A 17,260-nucleotide genomic window follows, 5' to 3' on the forward strand; every position below is an offset into this window, starting at 1 on the left:
CCGCACGGGCCACCGACGCCTTCTTCCCCGCGCGCCTCCCCGCCCGCACGATAGGACCATGGACGAGGAGAACGGACGGGGCAGGCTCGACCTGTATGTGGAGACGCTGCGCGCACGCATGCCCGCGGCCGAGTTCATCGGCCTGATGAGCGCCTTCCACGCATGGCGCGGCGCCCCCCACGCCGCGGCGCCCGCCGCCGACGCGGGCGCGCCGCTGACCCCCGAGGCGCAGTCGGAGATGCTGGCGCTGATGCGGCTCACGTCGGCCCACGCCCCGGCGGCGCCGCCCGCCCCCCGTACCCCCGCCCCCGAGGGACTCGTGACGGACCTGGGCCACGTCTGACCCGACGCGACGTCAGCCGCTCAGCCTCGTTCGCTATCGGCCACGGGAATGGCATCTTTCAACGTGGACCGGTGCAAACGGAGCGAATGGGGCTGAGCATGCATGAGGTGCAGGAGCAGATCGTCGATCTGGCCAGACGGACGAACGAGCCGATCGTCGCCCAGCTGCTCCGCTCGTCGGCCGCCGCGACCCTCGCCTACCTGGCGGCCGTCTGGCTCACCGACGTCGCGGCCCCGCTGCTCGCGCCGCTGACCGCCCTGCTCGTCGTCCAGGTGACGCTCTACGCCACGCTGACCACGGGCGTGCGCCGGGTCAACGCCGTCGTGGTCGGCGTGCTGGTGGCGACCGGCTTCAGCGCCGTCGTCGGCCTCAGCTGGTGGAGCCTCGGGCTGCTCCTGGCCACGGCCCTGACGGTCGGCCACCTGGCCAAGGTGGACGAGTTCGTGCCCGAGGTCGCGATCAGCGCGATGCTGGTGCTCGGCGTGACGCAGCACACCGACACCGCGCTCGACCGGGTCGTCGAGACGGTCATCGGCGCCGTCGTCGGCCTCCTGTTCAACCTGATCTTCGTACCGCCGCTGTGGATCCGGTCGGCGAGCGAGGACATCGAGGAACAGGCCCGCCGGATGCGCGACCTGCTGGTCCGGCTGAGCGAGGAGATCTCCCAGGACCAGGCCCCGGTCCCCGCGCTCGCCGACGAGGTGGCGCGCGCCCGGCAGCTCGACCAGGACGTCGCCCGCGTGGACGCCTCCATCACCCAGGCCGAGGAGAGCGTGCGCCTCAACCCGAGGGTCAAGGAGCCGGTGCTGACCCGCATCGTGCTGCGCACCGGCCTCGACACGCTGGAGATCTGCGTCGTCATCCTGCGCACCATGTCCCGGACGTTCCTCGACCTGGCCAACCGGCGCGAGGGCGAACCGCTCTTCCCCGCCGAGGTGGCCCCCGCGATGCGCGAACTGCTCACCAACCTCGCGGGCGCCGTGGACAGCTACGCGACACTCATCACCAGCCAGGTGAGCACGGCCGCCGACGAGGCCGAGTCGTTCCTCGCCATCGAGCTCGACGCCGCGCGCATCAGCAGGCAGCACGTCGCCGACCTCCTGCTGTCACGGATTCAGCAGCATCCGAAGCAGTGGCAGCTGCACGGGGCGCTGCTGGCCGAGGTGGACCGCATGCTCAACGAGCTGAACATCGAGAAGCGCTCCATGCACCTGGCCGAGCAGCTGGACCAGGTCGCGGCAGACAGCCGCGAGAAGCACCCGAGGCTGCGCAAACTCACGGCGCTTGCCCGAAGGTGACGTCGCCGTGGACGTCCCGCAGCTGGACGACCGGACCGTTCGTGACGGCGCCGCCCGCGATCGAGTTGTGCGTGTCGCCCGTGACGGCGGTGAGCGCGCGCCGGTGATCCGCCGCCCAGCCGAGCAGCGCGTCGGCGAACACCGCGTCCGTACGCGCCCGCTCCGCGATCCGGCCGGTCAGCGCCTGGACCTGCCCCTCGTCGGCCGGGTCCACCGGGCCGTCGTCGAGGGACCCGGCACCCCGCCCGGTCACACGGCGGACCACGGACAGCAGGGCGTCCCAGGCATGCTGCCCGGCGGCCGTCGCCACACTGCCCGCGGCGGTGGAGACGAGGGCGAGCGCGGCGTCGATGTCCATGCCGACCACCGTACGGCCCGACCGCCGCGGGGCACCAGACCGCCCGTCAGCCAGGGCCAGGTCCATCCCGCGCCACCCGCATCTCCGTCAGCGTCCGCCACAGCGCCGCCACCTGGCGGTCGAGATCGGCCAGGGTCCCGTCGTTGGCGAGGACGTGGTCGGCGATCGCGAGCCGCTCCGCGCGGGTCGCCTGGGCGGCCATGCGCGCGTCCGCGTCCGCCTCGGCCATGCCGCGCGCCCCGACCAGACGGGCACGCCGCGTCGCGTCCGACGCGTCCACCACGACCACCGTGTCGTACCGGTCCGCGAGACCGTTCTCCGTCAACAGCGGCACGTCGTGGACGACCACGGCGTCCGGCGGCGCCGCCTCCTGGAGCTGGGCGGAACGCCGCGCCACCAACGGATGCACGAGCGCGTTCAACGCGCGGCGGCGCTCCTCGTCGGCGAAGACCAGCCGCCCCAGCCGCGCCCGGTCGAGGCTCCCGTCCGGCGCCAGCACCTCGGGGCCGAACTCGGCGACCACCGCCGCCAGGCCGGGCGTCCCCGGCTCCACGACCTCACGGGCGATCAGGTCCGCGTCCACCACGACCGCCCCGCGCGCCGCGAGCAGACGCACGGCCGCGCTCTTCCCCGCGCCGATACCACCGGTCAGTCCCACACTGAGCATGCCCGCACGCTACCTGCCGCCGTCGCCGTCCTCACGCTCCGCGAGGAACCGCTCGAAGACCTCACCCAACTCGTCCGCCGACGGCAGCTCGGCAGGCTCGGCCACCAGGCTGCCCCGGGAGGCGGCCCCGGCGATCGCGTCGTACTGCTGCTCAAGACCGCGCACCACCGCGACCAGTTCCGAGTCCCCCTCCGCCAGCTCACGTTCGATCTCGTCCTGCGTCCGCAACGCGCGGCTGCGCAGGGCGTGCGCGGCCTCGGGGAGCACGAGACCGGTCGCCGCGGTGAGGGCCTCCAGCACGACGAGCGTGGCGTCCGGGTAGCGGGAGCGCGCGATGTAGTGCGGCACGTGAGCGGCGACACCGAGCACGTCGTGCCCCGCCTCGGTGAGCCGCAGCTCCACCAGGGCCGCCGCGCTGCCGGGCACCTGCGCCTCGTCGAACATGCCGTGGTGCCCCGGCACCAGGTCGGACCGGTTCCCGTGCGGCGTCAGACCGACCGGGCGGGTGTGCGGGACACCCATCGGAATGCCGTGGGACGTGACGGCCATCCGCACCCGCAGGCGCTCCACGATCTGCCGCACGGCGGCGGCGAAGCTCTCCCACTCGACGTCGGGCTCGGGCCCCGACAGGACGAGGAACGGCTGATGCGTCGCGTCCCGCACGAGGCGCAGCTCCAGGGCGGGCGCCTCGTACGCCGTCCACCGGTCACGCCGGAAGGTCATGACGGGACGGCGCGCCCGGTAGTCCACCAGACGGTCGTGGTCGAAGCGGGCGACCGTGACGGACGGGCGGCCGTCGAGCAGCTGCTCGATCAGCTGGGCGCCGGTCTCCCCCGCGTCCATGAAGCCCTCGAAGTGGTAGACGAGGACGGGGCCCGCGCTGTCCGGACCGCCGGTCGCCTCGTCGAACAGGGCCAGGCCCTGCGGCTCCCATGCGTACAACTCCTGCGGATCGCGCACCGCCACCGCTTCCTTCCCGTCGCTCGCGTACGGACCGGTCAACGCGCCGCGCCGCGCCCGCATTCCCCGGGTGCGCGAACGGCCGGGGCCCGCCTCCCCAAGGGAGACGGGCCCCGGCCGCCGTGCGTGATCGGTGCGATCAGCCGCGTGGCGTGATCAGCTCTGACCGCCCGCGAGCTTCTCGCGGAGGGCCGCCAGCGCCTCGTCGGACGCCAGGGCGCCCGCGTCCTCGGTCTGCGGCGAGGAGTACGAGCCGCCGCCGCCCGAGCCACCGGCCGCCTGGCCGCCGCCGGAGCCCGCCGCCTCGGCCTCGGCCTGCGCATCGGCCTCGCGGGACTTGATGACCTGCGCCTGGTGCTGCTCGAAGCGCTGCTGCGCCTCGGCGTACTGGCGCTCCCACTCCTCGCGCTGCTTGTCGTACCCGGGCAGCCAGTCGTTCGCCTCCGGGTCGAAGCCCTCGGGGTAGATGTAGTTGCCCTGGTCGTCGTAGGACGCGGCCATGCCGTACAGGGTCGGGTCGAACTCGACGGCCAGCGGGTCGGCGCCGAAGTTCTCGTTCGCCTGCTTCAGCGAGAGGCTGATCCGGCGGCGCTCCAGGTCGATGTCGATGACCTTGACGAAGATCTCGTCGTTGACCTGGACGACCTGCTCCGGGATCTCCACGTGGCGCTCGGCCAGCTCGGAGATGTGGACCAGACCCTCGATCCCCTCGTCCACCCGGACGAAGGCACCGAACGGCACCAGCTTGGTGACCTTGCCGGGCACGACCTGCCCGATCTGGTGCGTCCTGGCGAACTGCTGCCACGGGTCTTCCTGCGTGGCCTTGAGGGACAGCGAGACACGCTCGCGGTCCATGTCCACGTCCAGGACCTCGACCGTGACCTCCTGGCCGACCTCGACGACCTCGGAGGGGTGGTCGATGTGCTTCCAGGACAGCTCGGACACGTGCACGAGGCCGTCCACGCCACCCAGGTCCACGAAGGCACCGAAGTTGACGATGGAGGAGACGACGCCGGAGCGGACCTGACCCTTCTGGAGGGTGGTGAGGAAGGTCTGGCGGACCTCGCTCTGGGTCTGCTCCAGCCAGGCGCGGCGGGACAGGACCACGTTGTTGCGGTTCTTGTCCAGCTCGATGATCTTGGCTTCGAGCTCCTTGCCGACGTACGGCTGGAGGTCGCGGACGCGGCGCATCTCGACGAGGGACGCGGGCAGGAAGCCTCGCAGGCCGATGTCGAGGATCAGACCGCCCTTGACGACCTCGATCACCGTACCGGTGACGATGCCGTCCTCGTCCTTGATCTTCTCGATGGTGCCCCAGGCACGCTCGTACTGCGCGCGCTTCTTCGACAGGATCAGGCGACCCTCCTTGTCCTCCTTCTGGAGGACAAGGGCCTCGATCTCGTCACCGACGGCGACGACCTCGTTGGGATCGACGTCGTGCTTGATCGACAGCTCGCGCGAGGGGATGACCCCCTCGGTCTTGTAACCGATGTCGAGCAGGACCTCGTCCCGATCGACCTTCACGATGACGCCGTCGACGATGTCGCCGTCGTTGAAGTACTTGATCGTCTCGTCGATCGCGGCGAGGAAGGCTTCCTCGGAACCGATGTCGTTTACCGCAACCTGCGGCGTGGTCGCGGTGGTCTCGGTGCTGCTCGTCATGTGGTAAAGGGCTCCGGTACGGACATGTTTCGTAGGCACTGCTACGCCGAAAGCCCATGTCGCAGCACTGAGGCCGACCGGACGGCCGAGGGCTTCCGCACCGGGACCCGTGAGGGTCCAGGAGCCGGTAGCACCTCGACAACCGAGGGGACTACAGCAATTGCGAGCGCGTCCTGCTCCGTCTGAGGCGCGCAGGCCCGCGGCGCGCCTTATAGCATACGGGCGCAGCGGAGCGGGGTCAATGCGCGGTTCGCCCCACGAGGGGCGCTATCGGGCCAAATCCGGCATGTGTCGTCCGTCCGGAGTGGCACGGGTGGCGCTTCCCAGGGGCCCGATCCCCCGGAACGCCCGGTTCCGGGGGATTCGTGCCACCGCCGCGTCGGCCCGGCGAGCCGGGCCGACCACGGTCAGACGGCGCGTCGGGAGAGCGCCGCGAGAGCGGTCACCGTCCCGGGCTGCCCGTCCTCGTCCTCGTCGGCCGGGTCACCCGGCTCTTCCTCCCCGTCCTCCCCGTCCTCGTCAGGGTCGGTCGGGTCCTCGGGGTCACCGCAGTCGTCCTCCCCCTCGCCCTCACCCGGGTCGGTCGGGTCCGTGGGATCGGTCGGGTCCGTCGGATCAGTGGGATCGGTCGGGTCCGTCGGGTCCGTCGGATCAGTGGGATCCGTCGGGTCGGTCGGATCGGTGGGGTCGGTCGGATCGGTCGGGTCCGTCGGATCGGTCGGGTCCGTCGGGTCCGTCGGATCGATCGGGCACTCGGGGTCCGTGGGATCTGTCGGGTCCGTCGGATCAGTGGGATCCGTCGGGTCGGTCGGATCCGTGGGATCTGTCGGATCAGTGGGATCCGTCGGGTCGGTCGGATCCGTGGGATCAGTGGGATCCGTGGGGTCCGTGGGGTCCGTGGGGTCCGTGGGGTCCGTGGGGTCCGTGGGGTCCGTCGGGCTGCCGGGGCCGGGGTTCCCGGTGTCCGGGTTCTGCGGCTTGCCAGGTCCGCCGGGCTGTCCGGGGCCCTGCGGCTCCTCGGGCTCCTCCGGCTCGGCCGGGGGACGCGGCCGGTCGGGGCCGCCGGGGCGCTCGCCACCGTCGCCGCCGGGGGCGGGCGGCCCGGCCGGGCGCTGCGGACCGGCGGGCCTGCCGTCACCGGCCGGGTTGCCCGCACCGGGGCTGTGGGGCAGACCGCCCTCGCCGTCCGGCACCTCGTGGACACCCCGCTGGTAGTACTCCAGCCAGGAACGGACCGTGCGGACGTAGTCCCACGAGTGGTTGTAGCTGAGGATCGCGCGGTCGAGGTCCGCGGACACGGCGAGGCTGCGGCCCGAGGCGCAGAGGTAGTCACCGGCCGCGAGCGCCGCGTCGTAGACGTTGTTGGGGTTCGAGACCCCGTCGCCGTTGCCGTCCGCGCCCCAGCTCGCCCAGGTGGAGGGGATGAACTGCATCGGACCGACCGCACGGTCGTAGACGGTGTCGCTGTCCCAGGCGCCGCCGTCCGTGTCGTGGATCTGGGCGAAGCCCTGGCCGTTGAGCACCGGGCCGAGGATGGGAGAGCTGGTGGTGCCGTCGGCCGTCACGTCGCCCCCGCGCGCGTGACCCGACTCCACCTTGCCGATGGCGGCGAGCAGTTCCCAGGTGAGACCGCACCCGGGGGTCGTCCCGCCGACGGTGGTGGCCGCCGAACGGTAGGCGTCCAGCACCGTGGCGGGTATGCCCGACTCACCGCCGCCGAGCGGGCCTCCGCCGCCCTGGCGCCCGTCAGGGGTGCCCGGCTCCACCGTGTCCAGCGGCGGCAGGTCGGTGTGATAGGGCAGGTCACCCGCCCCCGCCTCGCCGGTCCCAGGAGTGCCCGGCGCGTCGGGCTCCGCGGCGAGGGTGCCGGACGGGGTCTCCTGCGGGCCTGTGGAATCCGTGCTCAGTACGTCGGAAGCCTGGGAGGCGGTCAGCGCGGCCATCGCCGCCGCGGCGACCGCGGAACCAGAGATCCCCCGCCGGATCCTGCCGATGCGCAACCCCACTCGCCGTCCCTTTCGTCTGGTCACTGCCTGCGACTCACGTGCGGCTCTTGCCCGTTGACGGATGACAGTACGACAGGAGGTACTCCCCCGGCCAGAACCCGGAGGCGTATCCGGAGTGGCGGTAGGGGAAACCGGGGCTGTCAGTGCGCGGCGGCCTCCCAGGTCGTCCCGGCGCCGATCGACACGTCGAGCGGGGCCCGCAGATGCGCCGCGTCGGCCATCTCGCGGCGCACCAGCTCGGTGACGCGCTCGCGTTCGCCGGGCGCCACTTCGAGGACGATCTCGTCGTGGACCTGGAGCAGCATGCGGGTGGCGAGCCCCTCGCCGCGCAGCGCCGTGTCCACCCGGAGCATGGCGATCTTCACGATGTCGGCCGCGGTGCCCTGGATGGGCGCGTTGAGCGCCATGCGCTCCGCCATCTCGCGGCGCTGCCGGTTGGAGCTGGTGAGGTCGGGCAGGTAGCGGCGGCGGCCGAGGACGGTCTCGGTGTAGCCGGTGGCCCTGGCCTCGTCCACGACGTGCTGGAGGTAGTCGCGGACGCCGCCGAAGCGTTCGAAGTAGGTGTCCATGAGGCCGCGTGCCTCGTCGGGCGAGATGGACAGCTGCTGCGAGAGGCCGAAGGCGGACAGGCCGTAGGCGAGGCCGTAGCTCATCGCCTTGATGCGGCGGCGCATCTCGGCGTCCACCTGGTCCTTGGGGACCGAGAAGACCTGGGAGCCGACCGTGGTGTGCAGGTCCTCGCCCGAGGTGAACGCCTCGATCAGCCCGGCGTCCTCCGACAGGTGGGCCATGACCCGCAGTTCGATCTGGCTGTAGTCCGCGGTGAGCAGGCACTCGAAGCCTTCTCCCACGGTGAAGCCGCGGCGGATGGCGCGGCCCTCGTCGGTGCGGACCGGGATGTTCTGGAGGTTGGGGTCCGTGGAGGACAGGCGGCCGGTCGCCGCCACGGTCTGCTGGAAGGTGGTGTGGATGCGGCCGTCGGAGGCGATCGTCTTGATCAGGCCCTCCACCGTGCTGCGGAGCCTGGCCTGCTCGCGGTGGCGGAGCATGATGACCGGCAGCTCGTGCTCGGTCTGGGCGGCGAGCCAGGCGAGGGCGTCCGCGTCGGTGGTGTAGCCGGTCTTGGTCTTCTTCGTCCTGGGCAGGCCGAGTTCGCCGAACAGCACCTCCTGGAGCTGCTTGGGCGAGCCGAGGTTGAACTCGTGGCCCACCGAGGCGTGGGCCTCGGCCACCGCCTGCTGCACGGCCACGGCGAACTGCTGCTCCATCCGCTCCAGCCAGGCGCGGTCGGCGGCGATACCGGCCCGTTCCATCCGTGCGAGGAGGTCGGAGGTGGGCAGTTCGAGGTCGGTCAGCAGCCCGGCCGCGCCGACCTCGGTCAGCCGGCCGAGGAACGTGTCGCCGAGGTCGAGGACGGTGCGGGCGTGCCGCATGAGGACGTCCGCCTCGGCGGCCTCGTCGGCGCCGAGGGCGAGCTGCCCGTGCTCCTCGGGCGGCGCGGCCAGTTCACGGCCGAGGAACTCGACGCTCAGCGCGTCGAGGCCGAAGGCGCGGCGGCCCGGCTGGACGAGGTAGGCGGCGAGCGCGGTGTCCATGGTGATGCCCGCGACCTGCCAGCCGTGCTCGGCGAAGACGCGCTGCACGGCCTTGGCGTTGTGGAGGCTCTTGGGGCGCCCGGCGTCGGCGGCCCAGGCGGCGAAGGCGCGCTCGTCCGTCTCGTCGAGCTGCGTCGGGTCGAACCAGGCGGCGGGGCCGGTCGCGGTGGCGAGCGCGACGGCGTGGACGGTGCCCGCGCCGAGTTTCCAGGCGTCGGCGGTGGCCATGCCGAGGGGTTCGGCCGCGTACTCCGCGAGCCAGGGGGCGAGGCCGCCGGCCGTCAGGACGGTGCCCTCCACCTCGACACCGGCCGCGACCTCCTTCTCGTCCTCCTGGGCGGCCGGATCGACGGCGAACAGCCGGTCGCGCAGGCTCGGGTTGCGGAACTCCAGCGCGTCCAGCAGGACCGTGAGGGCGTCACGGTCGTACGGCTCGCGCGCCAGGTCGGCAGGACCGCAGCCGAGGTCGATGTCGCGCACCAGCTCGGTGAGGACGCGGTTGAGGCGGACGGATTCGAGGTGGTCGCGGAGGTTCTGCCCGGCCTTCCCCTTCACCTCGTCGGCGCGCTCCAGCAGGTCGTCGAGGGAGCCGAACTGGTTGATCCACTTGGCGGCGGTCTTCTCGCCGACCCCGGGGATACCGGGGAGGTTGTCCGAGGGGTCGCCGCGCAGCGCGGCGAAGTCCGGGTAGCGGGCGGGCGTCAGGCCGTACTTCTCCAGGACCTTGTCCGGGGTGAAGCGGGTCAGCTCGGAGACGCCCTTGGTGGGGTACAGGACGGTGACGCTGTCGCCGACCAGTTGGAACGCGTCCCGGTCGCCGGTGACGATCGACACGTGGAAGCCCTCGCCCGCGGCCGTGGTGGCGAGCGTGGCGATGACGTCGTCCGCCTCGTACCCGTCGAGGGCGAAGCGCGGCACACGCATCGTGTCCAGCAGCTCACCGATCAGTTCGACCTGGCCCTTGAACTCGTCGGGCGTCGCGGACCTGGTGGCCTTGTACTCCGGGTACCGGTCGGAACGCCAGGTCTTGCGGGAGACGTCGAAGGCGACCGCGAGATGGGTGGGCGCCTCGTCACGCAGGGTGTTCGCGAGCATCGAGGCGAACCCGTAGATCGCGTTCGTCGGCTGGCCGACGGCGGTCGTGAAGTTCTCCGCGGGCAGCGCGAAGAAGGCGCGGTACGCCAGCGAGTGCCCGTCCAGCAGGAGCAGGCGGGGCGGGGCGGTCGTCTTCGATGCGTTCTCAGCCACGTTTCCGATCCTCCCACGGGCCACTGACACTCCCGTCCAGCCCGTGGCAGGATCGGGGGATTCCCTCATGCGACGTCGCCCCATGCGAGGAGAACACCGATGGCGGCCAGGCCCCCCTCGACCGACCCGGCGCAGGACGACCCGGAGGTCGGCGAGCCGCGGCACTCCGCGGCCGGGCTGCCCGCCGTCGGGCACGCGCTGCGGGCGGCGCAGCGGCAGATGGGCGTCAGGCGCACCGCGTTGACGCTGCTGCGGGTGAACCAGCCGGACGGTTTCGACTGTCCGGGCTGCGCCTGGCCCGAGCCGGGCAAGCCGCACGCGGCGGAGTTCTGCGAGAACGGCGCGAAGGCCGTCGCCGAGGAGGCGACGCTGCGGCGCGTGACGCCCGCCTTCTTCGCCGAGCACACGGTCGGTGACCTGGCGGGCCGTTCCGGTTACTGGCTGGGGCAGCAGGGGCGGCTGACGACGCCCATGTACCTGCCGGAGGGCGCGGAGCGCTACGAGCCGGTGGGCTGGGACGAGGCGTTCGAGCTGGTCGCGCAGGAGCTACGGGCGCTGGACTCGCCGGACGAGGCCGTCTTCTACACGTCGGGCCGTACGAGCAACGAGGCGGCGTTCCTCTACCAGCTCTTCGCGCGCGAGTTCGGCACGAACAATCTCCCCGACTGTTCCAACCTGTGCCACGAGTCGTCGGGGTCCGCGCTGGTGGAGACGATCGGCATCGGCAAGGGCAGCGTGCAGTTGGAGGACCTGCACCAGGCCGAGCTGATCATCGTGGCGGGGCAGAACCCGGGCACGAACCATCCGCGCATGCTCTCCGCACTTGAGGAGGCGAAGCGGCACGGCGCCCGCGTCATCTCGGTGAACCCGCTGCCGGAAGCGGGGCTAGAACGGTTCAGGAACCCGCAGACCGCGCGCGGCCTCACGGGGCGCGGCACGGCGCTGGCCGACCTCTTCCTCCAGATCAGGATCGGCGGCGACCAGGCGCTGTTCCGGCTGCTGAACCGGCTGCTGCTGGAGCGCGAGGGGGCGGTGGACACGGCGTTCGTCGGCGAGCACTGCCACGGCTTCGAGGAGTTCGCGGCGGCGGCGCGGGCGGCCGACTGGGACGAGACGCTGGCGGCGACGGGCCTGACGCGCGCGGAGATCGAACAGGCGCTGGACATGGTGCTGGCGTCGCGCAGCGTCGTCGTCTGCTGGGCGATGGGGCTCACCCAGCACAAGCACGCGGTGCCGACGATCAAGGAGGTCGTGAACTTCCTCCTGCTGCGCGGCAACATCGGGCGGCCCGGCGCGGGTGTGTGCCCGGTGCGCGGGCACAGCAACGTGCAGGGCGACCGCACGATGGGCATCTACGAGAAGCCGGGCGCCGCGTTCCTCGACGCGCTGGAGCGCGAGTTCGGCTTCGCGCCGCCCCGGCGGCACGGTCTCGACGTGGTGGACTCCATCCGCGCGCTGCGGGACGGCCGGGTGAAGGTGTTCTTCGCCATGGGCGGCAACTTCGTGGCGGCCAGCCCCGACACGGAGGTGACGGAGAACGCGATGCGCCGCGCGCGCCTCACGGTGCACGTCTCGACGAAGCTGAACCGTTCGCACTGCGTGACCGGCACCCGGGCGCTGATCCTGCCGACGCTGGGGCGCACCGAGCGGGACACGCAGGCGTCGGGCGACCAGTTCGTGACGGTCGAGGACTCCATGGGCAAGGTCCACGCGTCACGCGGACGGCTGCGGCCCGCCGGCCCCGGGCTGCTGTCCGAGCCCGCCATCGTCAGCCGCCTGGCGCGGCGGGTGCTGGGCGCGGACAGCGCGACGCCCTGGGAGGAGTTCGCGGCGGACTACCGGCGCGTCCGTGAGCGGATCGCGCGGGTGATCCCCGGCTTCGAGGACTTCGAGGAACGGGTCGCGGCGCCCGGCGGGTTCACGTTGCCGCACGGCCCGCGCGACAGCCGTACGTTCCCCACGGCCACCGGCAAGGCCAACTTCACGGCGTCCCCCGTCGAATATCCGCGGGTGCCGCCGGGGCGGCTGCTGCTCCAGACCCTGCGCTCGCACGACCAGTACAACACCACGATCTACGGCCTCGACGACCGCTACCGCGGGGTGACGGGCGGGCGGCGCGTCGTCATGGTGCACCCGGAGGACGCGGCGCGACTCGGCCTCGCGGACGGCGACCTGGCCGACCTGACCAGCGAGTGGACCGACGGCAGCGAGCGGACGGCGCCCGGCTTCCGCGTCGTCCACTACCCGACGGCGCGCGGCTGCGCGGCGGCCTACTACCCGGAGACGAACGTGCTGGTGCCGCTCGACTCGACGGCCGACGTCAGCAACACCCCGGCGAGCAAGTCCGTGGTCGTCCGGCTCACCCCGGCGGCGGACCGCTGAGCGGACCTGGTAGAACGCTGGCATGACTGAACCGTCCGCCACCAGGTTCCCGCCCGCCACCCTCGACCAGTGGGCCGCCCTCGGCGTCGATCTCCACGCGCTGTTCTCCGCCGGGGCGCTCGGCGACCGGATGGGGCTGCGGGTCTCGGAGGCGTCGGCGGAGCGGGTCGTCGGCACGATCCCGGTCGAGGGCAACACGCAGCCGTACGGGCTGCTGCACGGCGGCGCGTCCGCCGTACTGGCGGAGACGCTGGGCTCCGTGGGCGCGATGCTGCACGCGGGGCCCAACAAGGTCGCGGTCGGCGTGGACCTGAACTGCACGCACCACCGCCCGGTGCGGTCGGGGCTGGTGACGGGAGTGGCGACGCCCGCGCACACCGGCCGGACGTCGGCGACGTACGAGATCGTCCTCACCGACGAGCGCGGGAAGCGCGTGTGCACGGCGCGGCTGACCTGCGCGCTGCGTCCCGCGACGCAGCAGACGTCGGCGGGCGGGACACCGGAAGCCGGTGCCCCGCCCGTCGTCTGACGTGCCGCCCCGTCACGTCACTCGATGGCCTCGCCCAGGTAGGCGGCCCGCACGCGCGGGTCGGACAGGAGGGTGTCGGCGGCGTCGGACATGACGACGCTGCCGGTCTCCAGCACGTACCCGCGGTGGGCGAGCTGGAGCGCCTGCGACGCGTTCTGCTCCACGAGCAGCAGCGTCGTCCCCTGGGAGTTGATCTCGCGCAGGATCTCGAAGATCTGCTGGACGATCAGCGGGGCGAGCCCCATGGACGGCTCGTCGAGCAGCAGCAGTTCCGGCTTGCCCATGAGGGCGCGGCCGATGGCCAGCATCTGCTGCTCGCCGCCGGAGAGCGTGCCGCTGACCTGCTTGCGGCGGTCGGCGAGGCGGGGGAAGAGCGTGAAGACGCGGTCGAGGTCGGCCGGGTCGGGGCGGCGCAGCCGGTAGGCGCCGATCTTGAGGTTCTCCAGGACGGTCATGCGCGCGAAGACGCGGCGGCCCTCCGGGACGTGGCCGATGCCGAACTGCACCAGTTCGTGCGAGGCGATGCCGTCCACGCGTTCGCCGTGCAGCAGGACCTGGCCCGAGCGGGGCCCGATCATGCCGGACGCGGCCTTCAGCGTGGTGGACTTGCCCGCGCCGTTGGCGCCGAGGAGGGCGACGACCTCGCCCTGCCCGACGCTGAGGCTGACGCCCTTCAGCGCCTCGATGGCGCCGTAGTAGACGTGCAGGTCGCGCAGTTCGAGCAGGGGCGGGCCCGCCTCGGCGGCGGTGGCCTGGCCCGGCTCCTTCTCCAGTCGGGTGCTCACGACCCGTCCTCCTTGCTGCCGTCGGTCTCTCCCGTGCCGTCCGTCCCCGTCGTTTCCGGGGCGGGGCCCGGGTCCTCGGGGGTGCGGGGCGCGGGCAGGTCGGCCGCGGCCTGCGCGTCCACCATCTCGCTGACGGCCGCGGCGTCCTCCTCGGCGGAGGCACCGAGGTACGCCTCGATGACGGCGGGGTCACGCTGCACCTCGGCGGGCGTGCCCTCGGCGATCTTCTTGCCGAAGTTGAGCACCACCACGCGGTCGGCGACCGCCATGACGAGCCGCATGTCGTGCTCGATGAGCAGGACGCTGACGGACAGCTCGCTGTTGATGCGGCGGATCAGGAGTTCCAGATCGCGCTTCTCGGTGGGGTTGGTGCCCGCGGCGGGCTCGTCCAGGAGCAGCACCTCGGGCGCGGTCGCGAGGGCGCGGGCGATCTCCAGGCGGCGCTGCTCGCCGTAGCTGAGCGAGGAGGCCAGCTCGTTGATCCGGTTCTCCAGGCCGACGTACGCCAGCACCTCGTGCGCCTTGCGGTCGCTCTCACGCTCGTCGCGGCGCGCGCCCGGCAGGCCGAGCATGATGGAGAGGGCGTCGGTGCGCTGCCGTGTCTCGACGGCGATCTTGACGTTCTCCAGCACGGTCAGGGCGCCGAACAGCCGGATGTTCTGGAACGTCCTGGCGACGCCGAGGCGGCTGACGCGGTGCGGCTTCTGGCCGCGCAGCTCGTGGCCGCCGCCCGCCTTCGGCCGGTAGGTGATGGTGCCTTCCTGCGGCACGTAGGCGCCGGTCAGCGAGTTGAACAGCGACGTCTTGCCCGCCCCGTTCGGCCCGATGACGGCGAGGATCTCGCCGCGCCGCATGCGCAGCGCGACGGAGTCCAGGCTGGTCAGGCCGCCGAAACGCAGGGTGACGTTCGACGTGTCGAGGACGAGGTCCCCTTCGGCGGTGTCGGCCGCCTGTGCGGCGTCGCGCATCTCGGTGGTCATCCCCGCACTCCTCCCGGCTGCGCGCCCAGCGCGTCGGCCCCGCCCGAGCCCTCTTCTGCCATGCGCAGTTCGCGCTGGCGTCGGCGGGAGGGCAGCAGGCCCTGCGGGCGGTAGATCATCATGACGACCAGCAGGCCGCCGAGGTACAGGAAGCGGTCCTCGGGCGCCACGATGTCCCGGAGGAACTCGGGCAGCCAGACGAGGATCGCCGTGCCGAGGATGACGCCCGCGAGGGAGCCCATACCGCCGAAGACCACGTAGGACAGGGCGAGCACGGACATCATCACCATGAACTGCTCGGGGTTGATGAAGCCCTGCTTGCCCGCGTAGACGACTCCGGCGACGCCCGAGGTGGAGGCGCCGATGGCGAAGGCGAGCAGCTTGAACCTGACGGTGTTGACGCCGGTCGCCGCCGCGGCGACCTCGTCCTCGCGGATCGCGGTCCAGGCGCGGCCGACGCGCGAGTGCTCCAGCCGCAGGAAGAGGACGACGATGACGACGATGAAGACGAGTTGGAGCCAGTAGTAGGGGGCCGGGTCGAGTCTCCACTGATAGGACCAGAAGCCCAGGTCGATGGAGAAGCGGTCCAGGTTGGGGGCGCCGCGCGTGCCACCGGTGAAGTCCGACCAGTTCCTGGCGACGAGGTAGACGATCTCGTGGAACCCGAGGGTGACGATGGCCAGGTAGTCGCCGCGCAGCCGGAGGGTCGGCGCGCCGAGGAGGACACCGGCGATGAGGCAGGTGACGACGGCGACGGGGATGACGAGGAAGTTGTTCAGCTCGACGGGCGGTTCGACGGGCAGGCCGCCGGTCCAGAAGGCCGCGCTGTAGGCGCCGATGGCGAAGAACGCGATGAAGCCGAGGTCGAGCATGCCCGCCCAGCCGATGACGACGTTCAGGCCGATGGCGACCAGGACGTACATCCCGATCTGGTCCACCAGGACCTGCTGCCACAGGGTGCTGACCATCAGGGGCAGGAGGACCAGGAAGGCGAGCAGCGCGCCCAGCGCCGTCCAGCGGTAGGTGGCGTTCTGGCGGAACCGGGCCGTGGCGAGCTTGACGGAGCGGGCGACGGTGGCGGGGAGCCAGACGTGCGCGGTCCTGGGCGAGAGTCCTTCGGCGGGCGGGACGTCCGCGGGGCGTTCGACGGGACGGTCCGTCTCCACGCGGAGGGCGGCGGAGTAGCGGGCCATGACGTCGGCGCCGAACTCGCGGACCGCCCAGATCGTGACGGCGATGGCCAGGCAGACCCACAGGCGCACGCCCGTGAAGTTCTCCTGGAGCGCGAAGAAGATGTCGCCGCGGACGCCCTGGACGCCGATCGCCTGGGTCAGCACGACGGCCAGGGCGACCATGGCGAACAGGCGCTTCCAGCGGGGCTGCTGGTACCACTTGCGGTGGCGCAGGCGGGCCGCGGCGCTGAGCGGGGCGCGTACGGAGGTGTCGGTGGTCATGCGGCCCTCCCGACCCGCTCGCCGAGGATGCCGGTGGGCCGGAGCATCAGCACGAGCACGAGCGCGGCGAAGCCGCCGACGTAGCGCCAGGCGTCGCCCCAGATCTCGACGGTGAACGACTCGACGATGCCGAGGGTGAGGCCGCCGAGCATGGCGCCGCGGACGTTGCCGATGCCGCCGAGGACGGCCGCGGAGAAGGCGGTGATCCCGGGGAGGAAGCCCATCGTGTAATCGACCTGGAGGTTCGTGCCGAACAGGAACCCGGCCGCGCCGCCCATGAGACCGCCGAGGACGAAGGTGCGCGAGACGACACGGTCGATGTTCACGCCCATCAGCGAGGCGACTTCCGGGTCCTGGGCGACGGCGCGGATGCCCGAGCCGAGCTTCGTCCGGTTCACGACGAAATCGACGGTGACCAGCATGAGGACACCGACGACGACGATCAGGAACTGGGTGACGCTGACCGGGGCGCCGAAGACGGTGAACAGCCGCCGGTTCTCGTACATCGACGGCATCGGTATCGGATAACGCCCGAAAAGCTTGCCTGCGAGGTTGTACAGAAAGAACGAGGCGCCGATGGCGGTGATCAAGAAGACAAGACGGGGGGCATTACGGCGGCGCAGCGGCAGATATGCGGCCTTTTCCAGACCGAACGCGACGAATCCGCCCAGCGCCGCACCGGCGGTGATACCGAGCAGGATGTAGACGACGGACTGGATTCCGGAAGGGTCGGCGGTCGGCTCGAAGATCGTGAGCGCGATGACGCCGCCGAATCCGCCTGCCATGAAGACCTCGCTGTGCGCGAAGTTCAGCAGCTGGAGCACACCGTAGACAAGCGTGTAACCGATGGCGATGACGGCGTAGAGCGAGCCGAGCACCACCCCGAGGACGAGGACGTCCCAGATGTCGGAAAGGGACATGGGCTGACTTCCTTGTGGGAACGAGCGGCTGCCGGGGAAGACGGGCCTGGTGGGGCGGAGGGGGTCGCACGCC

The 17,260-nt window shown here is 71.9% G+C and carries 14 protein-coding genes; 4 read left to right on the forward strand and 10 right to left on the reverse strand.

Translation table 11 applies throughout. From position 1 onward, the window contains the following. The first annotated feature begins 58 nt into the window (after window positions 1-58). Complete coding sequence (locus tag IF27_RS23530; protein WP_052851740.1) at window positions 59-343, forward strand: hypothetical protein; 285 nt, start codon at window positions 59-61, stop codon at window positions 341-343. Window positions 344-441: 98 nt separating this feature from the next. Beyond that, the gene (locus tag IF27_RS23535; protein ID WP_052851864.1) at window positions 442-1,641 is read left to right on the forward strand and encodes an aromatic acid exporter family protein; all 1,200 of its coding nucleotides are present in this window, start codon (window positions 442-444) and stop codon (window positions 1,639-1,641) included. Here the strand turns inward: IF27_RS23535 and IF27_RS23540 are convergent. The 6 genes from IF27_RS23540 to polA form a co-directional block, all read right to left on the reverse strand. After that, window positions 1,619-1,999 carry a hypothetical protein gene (locus tag IF27_RS23540; protein ID WP_052851741.1) on the reverse strand — a complete coding sequence of 127 codons (381 nt, stop codon included), beginning with the start codon at window positions 1,997-1,999 and terminating at the stop codon, window positions 1,619-1,621. The genes IF27_RS23535 and IF27_RS23540 overlap by 23 nt on opposite strands. Before the next feature lie 46 nt (window positions 2,000-2,045). After that, window positions 2,046-2,666 (reverse strand): dephospho-CoA kinase, encoded by a 621-nt coding sequence (coaE, locus tag IF27_RS23545; protein WP_052851742.1) that lies wholly within the window; start codon window positions 2,664-2,666, stop codon window positions 2,046-2,048. A 9-nt stretch (window positions 2,667-2,675) separates the two neighbouring features. Continuing rightward, a complete protein-coding gene (locus IF27_RS23550; protein WP_052851865.1) occupies window positions 2,676-3,626 on the reverse strand; it encodes a proteasome assembly chaperone family protein in 951 nt (316 codons plus the stop codon). Window positions 3,627-3,782: 156 nt separating this feature from the next. Beyond that, window positions 3,783-5,288 carry a 30S ribosomal protein S1 gene (rpsA, locus tag IF27_RS23555; protein ID WP_052851743.1) on the reverse strand — a complete coding sequence of 502 codons (1,506 nt, stop codon included), beginning with the start codon at window positions 5,286-5,288 and terminating at the stop codon, window positions 3,783-3,785. Window positions 5,289-5,695: 407 nt separating this feature from the next. Beyond that, window positions 5,696-7,231 carry a lytic transglycosylase domain-containing protein gene (locus IF27_RS31650; protein ID WP_223291185.1) on the reverse strand — a complete coding sequence of 512 codons (1,536 nt, stop codon included), beginning with the start codon at window positions 7,229-7,231 and terminating at the stop codon, window positions 5,696-5,698. A 203-nt stretch (window positions 7,232-7,434) separates the two neighbouring features. Then, window positions 7,435-10,137 carry a DNA polymerase I gene (polA, locus tag IF27_RS23565; protein ID WP_052851744.1) on the reverse strand — a complete coding sequence of 901 codons (2,703 nt, stop codon included), beginning with the start codon at window positions 10,135-10,137 and terminating at the stop codon, window positions 7,435-7,437. A 99-nt stretch (window positions 10,138-10,236) separates the two neighbouring features. Here polA and IF27_RS23570 point away from each other — a divergent pair, with 99 nt between their 5' ends. Together IF27_RS23570 and IF27_RS23575 are read left to right on the forward strand one after the other, a co-directional pair. After that, window positions 10,237-12,519, forward strand: coding sequence for an FdhF/YdeP family oxidoreductase (locus tag IF27_RS23570; protein WP_052851745.1), 2,283 nt, complete (start codon window positions 10,237-10,239; stop codon window positions 12,517-12,519). 22 nt (window positions 12,520-12,541) lie between these two features. Next, window positions 12,542-13,048: a PaaI family thioesterase gene (locus IF27_RS23575; RefSeq protein WP_052851746.1), complete on the forward strand. Its 507-nt coding sequence runs from the start codon at window positions 12,542-12,544 to the stop codon at window positions 13,046-13,048. 17 nt (window positions 13,049-13,065) lie between these two features. Here IF27_RS23575 and IF27_RS23580 read toward each other — a convergent pair whose 3' ends face one another. Genes IF27_RS23580 through IF27_RS23595 form a run of 4 tightly spaced genes read right to left on the reverse strand, consistent with a single transcriptional unit; the run spans window position 13,066 to window position 17,187 of the window. Beyond that, window positions 13,066-13,833, reverse strand: coding sequence for an ABC transporter ATP-binding protein (locus tag IF27_RS23580; RefSeq protein ID WP_052851747.1), 768 nt, complete (start codon window positions 13,831-13,833; stop codon window positions 13,066-13,068). After that, the gene (locus IF27_RS23585) at window positions 13,830-14,813 is read right to left on the reverse strand and encodes an ABC transporter ATP-binding protein (RefSeq protein WP_052851748.1); all 984 of its coding nucleotides are present in this window, start codon (window positions 14,811-14,813) and stop codon (window positions 13,830-13,832) included. The genes IF27_RS23580 and IF27_RS23585 overlap by 4 nt, the downstream gene beginning before the upstream one ends. Continuing rightward, window positions 14,810-16,267: a branched-chain amino acid ABC transporter permease gene (locus IF27_RS23590; RefSeq protein ID WP_052851749.1), complete on the reverse strand. Its 1,458-nt coding sequence runs from the start codon at window positions 16,265-16,267 to the stop codon at window positions 14,810-14,812. The genes IF27_RS23585 and IF27_RS23590 overlap by 4 nt, the downstream gene beginning before the upstream one ends. Next, window positions 16,264-17,187, reverse strand: a complete 924-nt coding sequence (locus IF27_RS23595; protein ID WP_052851750.1) for a branched-chain amino acid ABC transporter permease — start codon at window positions 17,185-17,187, stop codon at window positions 16,264-16,266. Before IF27_RS23595 ends, IF27_RS23590 begins: the two co-directional genes overlap by 4 nt. Window positions 17,188-17,260: the final 73 nt, after the last annotated feature.

This window comes from Streptomyces avicenniae, from assembly GCF_000719135.1.
GTDB lineage: Bacteria > Actinomycetota > Actinomycetes > Streptomycetales > Streptomycetaceae > Streptomyces > Streptomyces avicenniae.